Below are 4454 nucleotides of genomic sequence, written 5' to 3'. Positions count from 1 at the left end.
TAGCATGCCGCCCCCTGTGCGTCGACCCGGATAGGGAGCCGGCGGCGCGTGCCCGTGCGCTCACACCGGAAACGACGCAGCGGGTCTCAAGGGAGCAAGGTGTTCACCTTCGCCGCCATGATGAAGTCGTTTCCGTGCAGACCACGGATCTTGTGCGTCTGGAACACGACGGTGCAGTAGCCCCACCCCATCGCGATGTCGGGATGATGCCCCTCCCCTTCCGCGAGATCGCCCACTTTGCGCGCGAACTCCATCGCTTGGGCGAAGTCCCGGAAACGGAACGACCTCCGGATCTTCGTCGCATTCTCCTCCAGGTCCCACCCGGGGATTTCCCGGAGCATCGACTCCGCCTCCTCCCGCGACATCGGGGAAACGGCACCCCGGCAAGGTTCGCACTTTCTCGATGCCAGCCCCATGGCTCCCTCCCTCTCCCGCTCACGGTCCGAAATTCCCGCCCTGTCTATTCAGGATAGCAACCCGGGGAGGACGGGAATATCCGCTCCGGCGAAATAGTTTTCCCCCGCCGCATCGCCTAGAGAGAAGGATTCCCCTTCCCCGACGGGGCCGCGTTGGAAATAATGAAGGGAGGGGGAAACGTGAACGTTCTGGTATTCAACTGCGGGAGTTCCTCCGTCAAGTTCCTGATCGCGGAGATGGAGGCGGAGGCCGGGGGAGTGCCGCGCGAACGGCGCCTGGCCCGGGGGATCGTCGAGCGGATCGGCGGAGATTCCCTGCTCTCTTTCCGCCCGGAGGGCGAGCCCCCCGTCCGGCGGAGCGAACGCGTCGCAACCCACGAGGAGGCGATCCACCGGGTTCTCGCGTGGGTCGATTCGGCGGCTGCCGGCCTCTTCCCCGAAGGAGGGAAACGGATCGACGCGATCGGGCACCGGGTCGTCCACGGCGGGAGGATGTTCCCCGGCACGACCCTGATCGACGAGGCGGTCACGGAAGCGCTTCGCTCCCTCGAGGAGATGGCCCCGCTCCACAACCCGCCGAGCATCGCCGGGATACGGGCCGCCCGCGCGGCGGCCGGACGGACGGTCCCGATGGTCGCGGTGTTCGACACCTCCTTCCACATCACTCTCCCGGACCGCGCCTCCCTGTACGCGATCCCCTACGAACTTTCGATCCGCCGGGGGATCCGGAGATACGGCTTCCACGGCATCTCCTACCAGTACCTGCTGTCCCGCTACTGCGAGTTGACGGGAACACCGCCCGGGAAAGCGACGATCGTCGCCTTCCATCTGGGAAACGGCTGTTCCGCCGCCGCCATCCGGAACGGGGAGTCGGTCGACACCTCGATGGGGTTCACCCCCCTGGAGGGTCTGGTGATGGGGACGCGCTCCGGCGACATCGACCCGGCGATCGTCAGCATCCTGGGGCGCGAGGAGGGACTCTCGCCCGGGGAGGTGGAGCTCCTCCTGAACACGCGATCCGGGCTTCTGGGGCTTTCCGGCAGAAGCCGGGACATGCGAGACCTGCTGGGCCGGGAGGGAGACGACCCGCGCGCGCACCTGGCCGTGGAGATCTTCTGCTACCGGGCCAGGAAATACCTGGGCGGCTATCTCGCCGCGCTCGGCGGGGCCGACGGGATCGTCTTCTCCGGCGGGATCGGGGAGAACGCCTCCGAAATCCGGGCGCGGATCCTTACGGGGATGGAATGGGTGGGCATCCGGATCGACCCCTCGAGGAACCGGGAGACGACCGGGAAAGAGGGGGAGATCGGTGCGCCGGACTCCCGGCTGCGCGTTTTCGTCATCCCGGCGGACGAGGAACTCGTCATCGCGAGGGAAACGGTCGCCTGCCTTGCTACATCCCGGAAACGCCCGGGAACGCCCTGACCGGGAGAAGCTGCCTTTCGAATTCAGCGGGGTCGTTCGTGGGAAGCCCGCAAGTCCTGTTCTCGCAGACATAGGCGGTCGCCCGGCCGCCCGCGGCCTCCTTCCCGCGAAGAAGCGGGACGAACCGGGCGTTCCTCTCCTGTTCCTCCCCTGCGGACACGACCGAGAAGACCCGGTTCGGGAGGAACCGGCCCCGGAACACCGTCATCAGGGGATCCGCCGCCCCCTTTTCCCCCCGCGGGGCGACGACGAGGATCTGCTTGGGCGTGTCGAGATAGAAATCGACGGCCAGAAGCATCTCGGACAGGGCGAGCGGATTGGATCGCAGCGTTTCCGCCAAGTACCGGAACGTCCTTTCCGCCCGTCTCCGGTAGCCGTCCTCCGTCGTGAATTCGTGGAGCCGCAGCAGGTTCAGGGCCGCCACGGAATTGCCCGACGGCTCCGCCCCGTCGTACGACGGCTTCTCGCGCACCAGGAGATCCTCGTGATCGTCTCCGGTCAGGAAATACCCTCCGTGGATCTTGTCTTCGAAATGATCTTCGAGGATCTTGTCCAGCTCGATCGCCTTTTCCAGCCATTGCGGGTCGGAGGTCGCCTCGTACAGGTCCAGGAGACCGGCGATCAGAAACGCGTGGTCTTCCAGGTACGCGTTGTTTTTCACGATCCCGTCCATGAAGGTCCGGTAGAGCCGGCCGTCCCGGTACAGGGTCCCCAGGAGAAACGTTGCGGCCCGGCCCGCCTGCCCGACGTAGCGGGGATCGTCAAGGACGAGACCGGCGCGTGCGAGCGCCGAAACCGTCAACCCGTTCCAGGCGGTCAGGATTTTCTCGTCCCTCAGGGGCAGGGGACGGCGGCTTCGCTCCCGGTACAGAAGCTCTTTCGCTTCCTCAAGGATGGCGGCAAGGTTTTCTTCCGGCAGGGAGAGGCTTTTGGCGACGGCCGCGGGGGAATCCGGCGCGTGCAGGATCGTCCGCCCCTCGAAGTTTCCTTTTTCGGTCACCCCGTAATACCGCCCGACGATCCGGGACCGTTCCGGGCCGAGCACCGCCTCGAGTTCCTCCGGGGTCCAGGTGAAGAAGTACCCTTCCTCCCGCTCGCCGCCCGGGCCGACGCTGTCGGCATCCGTGGCGGAATAAAACCCCCCTTCGGGCGAGGTCATATCCCGCTCGAGGAAACGCAGCGTCTCCCGGACGATCCGGGCGAAGTCCTTCTCGCCGGTCGCCTGGTAGGCCTCCAGGTAGGCGACGACCAGGAGCGCGTTGTCGTAGAGCATCTTCTCGAAATGGGGGACGAGCCACTTCTCGTCCGTCGAGTAGCGATGAAATCCTCCGCCCGCCTGGTCGAGCATCCCCCCCGCCGCCATCTTCGCAAGGGACAGCTTCGCCATCTCGAGGAAATCCTTGTCCCCCGTTCTCCTGTGGTAACGGAGCAGAAACCGTATGGGCAGGTTGCTGGGGAACTTCGGCGCCCCGGCCAGTCCGCCGTACACGGGGTCGAAGCGGTCCTTGTAATACCGCGCGGCCGCGGCGAGGATATCGGCGGCAGGGAGTTCCCTCCCCCCTTCCGGCGACAGGGTCTGCCGGACGTACGTCGTCAACTGGAGGCCGATCTCCGCCACCCGCTCCGGCTGGGCGTCGTACGCTTTCCGCACTCCCTTGAGGAGGCTCAAGAACCCGATCCCCCGTCCCGAAGCGTCGTCCCGGGGGGGAAAGTAGGTCCCCCCGTGGAAGGGCCGCCGGTCCGGCGTCAGCCAGACGTTTAACGGCCAACCCCCGTGCCCGGTCAAAACCTGGACGGCCCTCATGTAGATGGCGTCCACGTCCGGGCGCTCCTCCCGGTCCACCTTGACGGCGACGAACCGTTCGTTCAGGAACCGGGCGATCTCCTCGTCCTCGAACGACTCCTCCTCCATGACATGGCACCAGTGGCAGGTGGAGTACCCGATGCTGACGAGCACGGGGCGTTTCTCTTTTCTCGCCTTTTCGAACGCCTCGTCCCCCCAGGGGTACCAGTCGACGGGGTTGTGCGCGTGCTGGAGCAGGTACGGGCTCGTCTCGAGAAAGAGGCGGTTCGTGTATTTCGCCCGGCCGTCCGGCCGCAGGTGCCTCGTCCTCGGCCGATACCCGTCTCCCTTCGTTTTTCTCGCCTGCTCGAATCGATCGACCAGTTCCGGGTCCAGCCCGGAAACGCCCGGCAATGCGATGTCCATGGACCGGTCCTCCAAAGGGCCGCCCGTCCTCGAGGTGGAAGTGCCTTCGTTGCCGGTACAACCGTCGGAAAGAGCGATGACGGTATTCCCAGGCCCCAGGAAGAGGCGGCATCTTCCCTTGCGATGCCTCTTTTCGGCCATTCGTTTTTTTTTCGAGGCGTAAGGGTTTGCATTCATCACGGAGTTGCGTATGCTTGTGCCGGGAGGAAGGAAATGGCCATCGTCTTCGTAACCGTCGCGCCCCTCGGTACGGCAACGACCAGTCTTTCCCGCTATGTGGCCGGCGTCGAGCGGATTCTCCGGGAGAGCGGACTTACGCACCAGCTCACGGCCATGGGGACGATCATCGAGGGGGACCTCGACGCGATCCTGCCGGTCGTGCGACGGATGCACGAGGCGCCGTT

At 65.7% G+C, this 4454-nt stretch carries 4 protein-coding genes; 2 read left to right on the top strand and 2 right to left on the bottom strand.

Annotated elements, in window-relative coordinates:
• Positions 1-86 precede the first annotated feature (86 nt).
• A complete protein-coding gene (locus VJ307_08425; GenBank protein ID HJX74166.1) occupies positions 87-416 on the bottom strand; it encodes a 4a-hydroxytetrahydrobiopterin dehydratase in 330 nt (109 codons plus the stop codon).
• A gap of 162 nt (positions 417-578) precedes the next feature.
• Between VJ307_08425 and VJ307_08420 the strand changes: the two genes are divergently transcribed.
• Positions 579-1841 (top strand): acetate kinase, encoded by a 1263-nt coding sequence (locus VJ307_08420; protein HJX74165.1) that lies wholly within the window; start codon positions 579-581, stop codon positions 1839-1841.
• On the opposite strand, the gene VJ307_08415 is transcribed toward VJ307_08420, so the two are convergent.
• Entirely contained in the window at positions 1810-4050 is a 2241-nt protein-coding gene (locus VJ307_08415) for a thioredoxin domain-containing protein (GenBank protein ID HJX74164.1), read from the bottom strand. The genes VJ307_08420 and VJ307_08415 overlap by 32 nt on opposite strands.
• Before the next feature lie 213 nt (positions 4051-4263).
• Between VJ307_08415 and VJ307_08410 the strand changes: the two genes are divergently transcribed.
• Positions 4264-4454 (top strand): MTH1187 family thiamine-binding protein (locus VJ307_08410; protein HJX74163.1); only part of this gene is annotated, 191 nt, incomplete at its 3' end.

Source organism: Candidatus Deferrimicrobiaceae bacterium (genome assembly GCA_035256765.1).
Classification (GTDB): Bacteria; Desulfobacterota; Deferrimicrobia; order Deferrimicrobiales; family Deferrimicrobiaceae; genus CSP1-8.
The sequence above is the reverse complement of the archived record's forward strand: the minus strand, read 5'-3'. Positions and strand labels throughout refer to the sequence as shown.